5 protein-coding genes are annotated in these 6,298 nt (G+C 39.6%); 3 read left to right on the forward strand and 2 right to left on the reverse strand.

Annotated features, from left to right (window positions below; all coding sequences use genetic code 11):
- Positions 1 to 1,014 (reverse strand): ABC transporter permease (locus tag ACO1O5_RS01670; RefSeq protein WP_486267850.1); only part of this gene is annotated, 1,014 nt, incomplete at its 3' end.
- A 68-nt stretch (positions 1,015 to 1,082) separates the two neighbouring features.
- Positions 1,083 to 3,440, reverse strand: coding sequence for an ABC transporter permease (locus ACO1O5_RS01675; protein WP_486267852.1), 2,358 nt, complete (start codon positions 3,438 to 3,440; stop codon positions 1,083 to 1,085).
- Positions 3,441 to 3,736: 296 nt separating this feature from the next.
- Between ACO1O5_RS01675 and ACO1O5_RS01680 the strand changes: the two genes are divergently transcribed.
- From ACO1O5_RS01680 to ACO1O5_RS01690, 3 genes are all read left to right on the forward strand, one after another.
- Positions 3,737 to 4,315, forward strand: a complete 579-nt coding sequence (locus ACO1O5_RS01680) for a TetR/AcrR family transcriptional regulator (RefSeq protein ID WP_486267854.1) — start codon at positions 3,737 to 3,739, stop codon at positions 4,313 to 4,315.
- 18 nt (positions 4,316 to 4,333) lie between these two features.
- Positions 4,334 to 5,086 carry an outer membrane lipoprotein-sorting protein gene (locus ACO1O5_RS01685; RefSeq protein WP_486267856.1) on the forward strand — a complete coding sequence of 251 codons (753 nt, stop codon included), beginning with the start codon at positions 4,334 to 4,336 and terminating at the stop codon, positions 5,084 to 5,086.
- A 43-nt stretch (positions 5,087 to 5,129) separates the two neighbouring features.
- On the forward strand, positions 5,130 to 6,298 hold a 1,169-nt coding region (locus ACO1O5_RS01690; protein ID WP_486267858.1), incomplete at its 3' end, for an ABC transporter permease.

Here is a 6,298-nt window from a genome sequence, read left to right on the forward strand (position 1 = left end):
AATAGATTCGAATAAGAATTGCGCTGCCAATTGCCCGCGAACCGCACCCAACACTTTACGCAGGCCAACTTCTTTAGACCTGTCGGTAGCCCTTGCTGTGGCAAGGTTCATGAAGTTGATACAGGCAATAACGAGAATGAGAACTGCAATGCTCATGAAGATATATACCATTTTTTTGCTGCCATGTTTTACATGGTCAAAAGTTGATTCACCTTCAAAATAAATGCCCCTCAACGGGTTAATAGTAAGACCCATTTTAAAACCGTTCTCTTTATAGTATGCCCCCATATATTTATCCATAAAAGAAGGAAACCGGCTTATCAGACTTTTGGGATTTACAGCGGGATTTAATTGCACATATACAAAAAGGCTGTTACTTGGCCATTGATTCATCCATTGGGCTGTTTGCCAGTTGGATAGCGGCACCACCATATCAAAATCGAGATGGGAATTAACCGGTACATCTTCGGCTATACCGGTTACCGTTAACCGAAGTTTTTTATTGAAGTCTACCACCTTACCAATAGGGTCTTCGTTACCAAAATATTTTTTTGCTGCGGATGCCGTCATTACAATACTCAAAGGATTGCTCAACACCGTTGCCGGATTTCCCTTTAACAAATGGAAAGTGAAGAATTGAAAAAAGTTACTATCAACGAGATATATCTTCTTTTCGTTAAATGCGATATTGTTATAGCTGATAAGATCATTATCAACATCCACACGTACCACGCTTTTTATAGCACCGGGAAAATCATTTGCCAATGCTGCTGCATAGGGCGGCGACAGGTAAGGTATCTCTCTTCTTGTGCCATTAAGATTACCCACCCGCATCACGCGGTAAATATCTTTTCCATTTTTATGAAAATTGTCATAGCTGAATTCATTTATGATAAAAAGAAAAATCATGAGACAGCAGGTGATGCCGATGGTTAAACCCAGGATGTTTATTAGCGAAAACATCTTTTGTTTCCGGAAATTTTTTACTGCCAGCAAAAAATAATTCTTAAACATATTACGGTATTAAATTTTAAAATTTTCTAAAAATGAATGTGCCGGTTTCAGTTCGTTTAAAAATTACATTATTCCGTTCTCAAACTTTTCACAGGGTTACGGATTGCAGCACTTATGGTATTGGCACTTACTACCACCAGCGTTAATAAAAGGATGATCATCCCGACAATACCAAACATCCAAACGCTGATGGATACACGAAATTCATATTTCTGCAACCAGCTATGCATGAGCCACCAGGTTAATGGAACCGCAATTAAAAAAGCAACGAGCACCAGTCTCAAAAACTCTTTTGAAATAAGCATTAACAATTGCCGAATAGAGGCTCCTAATACCTTCCTGATGCCAATTTCACGGATTCTTTTTTCGATAGTAAATGCGGCAAGACCAGCCAAACCGATGCAACAGATGAAGATGGCGAGCGCCGCAAAAATGTTACTCAACTTACTCACCAGGTTTTCATTCAGGAATTTCTTTTCAAATTCCTTATCCACAAACTGGTATTCGAATGTATATGCAGGGTTATATTTTTTAAAAATAGTTTCAATAGAACTTAATGCCTTCTGCGGCTGTACACCATTATTGAGCCGCACACTAATGATGTCGGAGTTAGCAGGGTCAAAATAAATCATCATCGGGTCAACCGGTTTAAAAGGCGATTCCTGTATTACATTATCCGTAACTCCAAGCACTGTATAATCCTTACCGTAATGCATTTTCATTCCAACAGGATTTTTTAAACCCATCGCTTCAACAGCAGCTTTATTAAAAAGCATATAAGAAGTATCTGCAGGAGTTCCGGTAAAATCTGTTCCCTGGAGCATCTTAATGCCCATTGTTTTTGCAAAATCTTTATCAACCGTTAGTCCTGTAAATATGATATTCATGTTGGCCGGCTTGCCGTCCCACGAAGGTGAAGGAGACTTCCACCATATTTCGGTGATAGGCGCCATGGTTCTGGTAACAGAGTTAATCATGCCGGTCTGCAATAGTTGTTGCCTGATTACATCATAATTTTTTTGAGTATCGGGCGAGCCCGGAATCGTAATTAAGTTATTGGGATTATATCCCATGTCGCGATTTTTAATGAGTTTTATTTGCTGATAGACGATGATCGTAGCGGAGATCAGAACAATAGAAATTACAAACTGTATAACTATTAAAACATGCCTTGGTAATACCGCATTTTTTCCTGCAACAAAAGTTCCTTTTAAAACTTTTACAGGATTAAAAGATGAAAGATATAACGCAGGATAACTGCCGGCAACAATACCTGTAAATAAAATAATAGCAAGAGCACCTAACCAAAATCCAGGTTGCATGATGGGCAAAGTGAGTTGTTTATCAACTAAAGAATTAAACGACGGAAGCAAAAGATACACCGCCAGGATAGATAATGCAAACGATACAAAAGCAAGAATTACCGATTCGAAAAAAAACTGGACGATCAATCGCTTTTTGCTTGATCCCAGTGTTTTTCTTATGCCAACTTCTTTCGCTCTTTTTTCTGAGCGGGCCGTAGAAAGATTCATGAAATTGACGCAGGCGATCAGCAAGATAATAATGGCAATGATGGTAAACATTCTCACATACTCAATCATTCCGCCTATATTTTTTCCATCTTTGAAATCACTATATAACCTCCATTTACTCATAGGAAAAGTAAAGTAGGAACTTATTTTTTTGTCATGCGGATCATGTTGATATTTAATGTCATTTATTTTTTTCTGTATGGCGGTCATATTCGCTCCGGGAACAGTTTGCACGTACACCTGCCATGAAGAATTCCCCCATTCATTCATGGAACGTTTTACGTCTTCGTTAGACCAATTAAAGGGCATAATGTAATCGAATTGAACAGTTGTATTAGCGGGCATTTCAGCAACTATTGCCGTTACTTTTGCATCATGATCGTTATCAATTCTTACTACCTTATTTATCGGATCTTCATTACCGAACAAAGCCCTGGCTGCGGACTTTGTAAGAATTATCGATGATGGATCCGTGATCGCTGTTACAGGATTACCCTTTATTGGTTGTACCGTAAATACGTCAAAGAAATGTTCACTTACCAGGTAACCGTCTCTCTTCAATATTTTATCGCCATATCTTAAATTAGCCGAATGCCGGTGAGTCGCAACAACCGCATGCTTCACCTGTGGCACATCGTTTTCTATTGATTGAGCAAGCGGCAAAACCATATTCGGATCGGTAAATACCTGGTTATTGAAATCGCGATTGGCCATCACCTGGTAAATCTCATGGTAATTTTTTTGAGACTTATCATAATTCATTTCATCCTGTACCCAAAGCAGTATTAAAATAGCACAGGTCATCCCGATCGTAAGCCCGAGAATATTTGTCAATGAGAAACTTTTGTTGCGGAATAAATTTCTCCAGGCAATTTTGAAATAATTTTTGATCATAATTCATTGATTAAAAAGAGAACACCTTCCTTTACTTTTCAACCAATGTACCAAGGATATACTTAATTGATAAAGAGAGTTTTATTACTGAAGATAGTTAATGAGGTGTTCGTAATCGGACACCTTTCGGAACAAAGCGGACACTTAAGAAAAAATAAAAATTAAGATCTGGAAATCAATTTTCCATGACATCGAGCTTCCTTCATGCCAGTTAAAAAAATTAAAATATCTAAAAAAAATTTCTTCTTTAAATAAAAGTTTTTAATTTTGACCGACCGTTCAGTCAAAAAAATATTATGTCACCAAGAACTTCTAATCAATTACAGCAATTAAGAGAAACTAAAAAACAACAGATTATGCAGGCTGCTTTAAAAGTATTTGCCAGCCAGGGCTTCAACGGTGCCACCATCAACATGATCGCAAAGGAAGCGGGAATTGCCAAAGGGCTAATGTATAGTTATTACGAAAGCAAAGAAAAGCTACTTGGCGAATTACTATCGTTTGGTATGCAAAAAGCAGCCGCATTTCTTTCCGAAGACGGGACAGGTAAACTTGAAACAAAGAAAGAATTCGCTGCCAGCCTCCGAAAAATGATACAGCTTTTTTTACAAGAAGCAGATTTCTGGCGGCTATATACCATGCTGGCATTACAGCCGCACATCGCAGAGAAATTTTATAAGGAGGCAATGGCATTCCTGCAACAGTACCTGGAAGTTTATATGGCTTATTTTAAAAAGAAAAAATCAGCCAACCCAATGGCCGAAGCGATGCTTTTCGGTTCAGTTCTGGATGGGTTGATGTTTGACCTGATGATAGCGCCGGATGAATATCCCGTGGAAGATGTAATAAAAATGATCATTAAAAAATTTGCCTGATAGAAAACAAAAAGTGTTATGAAACCTTTATTAATTATATCAATCGCATTGTCGCTTTTTTCATTTAGTTCTTATTGCCAGCAGCCAAATGCTACTGAAATTGTAAGTAAGGCAAACGACCTGATGAACGGACGGTCCAGCCAAAGCACCGCTACTATGACTATTGTGCGCCCAACGTGGACACGAAAAGTAAGTATGAAAACCTGGTCGCTCGGTAGTGATTATTACATGATTCTTATAACAGCGCCGGCACAGGATAAAGGCCAGGTATTCCTGAAACGCCACACTGAAATGTGGAACTGGATGCCGAACATCAGCCGCATCATTCGGATACCGCCTTCCATGATGGGGCAAAACTGGATGGGTTCCGACTTTACCAACAACGACCTGGTGAAAGCCAACTCTATCGTAGACGACTACACGCACACTTTGCTGGGCAACGAAACTATTGAAGGCTATAATTGCTATAAGATACAGCTAACCCCCAAACCAGATGCTGCAGTAGTTTGGGATAAGATTATCATGTGGATTGCAAAGGATAAATACTTTATGTTGAAAGCAGATTTTTATAACGAAGACGGAGAATTGGTAAACGAGGAAACGCAGTCGGATATCAAACATTTTGATGACCGGGATCTTCCTTCAAAACTGGTAATGACACCGGTAAAAGAAAAAGGAAAACAAACCATTTTTCAGTTTCAACAACTGGCTTTTAATATGTCTTTAAAGGAAGATTTTTTTTCGCAGCAGAATATGAAAAACATTCGCTGACATCTTTTAATAGATGCAGATTTTAAACAGGAAATTATTTTGGATGCAACAATCTATTAAACTGGCCTGGCGAAATTTATGGCGCAACCGCCGCAGAACCTTGATTACACTGGCTTCTGTGTTGATGGCAGTTGTACTGGCCATCGCTATCCGTTCGTTTCAAAAAGGCGTGTATGGTAATATGATAAGCAATGCAGTACGCTTTTCAACAGGCTACATCCAGGTACATGAGAAGGGCTATTGGGGTGATCAGTCCATCAACAATTCTTTTGAGCCTGGTACTTCTCTTGATAATGCTTTGAAGAAAGAGAATAATATTTCCCTGGCAGTACCGAGGTTAGAGTCTTTTTCACTGGCCTCTTCAGGGCCGCATACCAAAGGTGTTGAGGTTATTGGCATTAACCCGGAGAAAGAAAATAGCATGAATAATGTAGCAGGAAAAATTAAAGAGGGAAAATATTTTACAAATAAAACCAACCAGGGAATATTGATTGGCGACGGACTTGCCAGGTACCTGCAGTTAAAACTGGGTGATACGCTGGTGTTACTCGGCCAGGGCTATCATGGAACTACAGCGGCAGGCCAATATCCCATACAGGGTATTTTTCATTTTCCGCTGGAGCAAATCAACAATGCACTGGTATATCTTTACCTGCCCGATGCACAGTCACTTTTTGGAGCACCCGGTCGACTCACGTCTATTAGCATTATGCTCCGGCAACCCGATGACATTAACGCAACCACACGCTTTTTACAAAATTCATTCGACAGTACGCGGGAAGTAATGCAGTGGCCGGCAATGAACAAAAGTCTCGTGCAGGAAATACAGGGTGATAATGCCGGTGGCATTATTATGCTGGGCATTTTATACCTCGTTGTTGCCTTTGGCGTTTTTGGTACCATCCTGATGATGACACTGGAAAGAAAAAAAGAATTCGCTGTTATGATCGCCATCGGCATGCATCGTGTAAGGCTAACCGTTATAGTTATACTGGAAACAATTCTCATCGGGTTAATAGGGATTCTTTCGGGAAGCGTTTTAATACTGCCTGTTCTCGTTTACCTGCACCGTCACCCGATTTCTTTAACCGGGTCAACGGCACAAACCTACCAGCAATTAGGTATTGAGCCGATTATGCCAGCATCTCTTGATCCACATATTTTCCTTTACCAGGGTTTAACGGTTTTGGGTATTGCTATAGTTTCCGTCGT

It is taken from the genome of Ginsengibacter sp., from assembly GCF_057362405.1.

Excerpts from the sequence above, each read along its gene's own strand:
- ACO1O5_RS01675 (WP_486267852.1), bottom strand. The coding sequence starts at position 3,440 with ATGATCAAAAATTATTTCAAAATTGCCTGGAGAAATTTATTCCGCAAC.
- ACO1O5_RS01680 (WP_486267854.1), top strand. The coding sequence starts at position 3,737 with ATGTCACCAAGAACTTCTAATCAATTACAGCAATTAAGAGAAACTAAA.
- ACO1O5_RS01685 (WP_486267856.1), top strand. The coding sequence starts at position 4,334 with ATGAAACCTTTATTAATTATATCAATCGCATTGTCGCTTTTTTCATTT.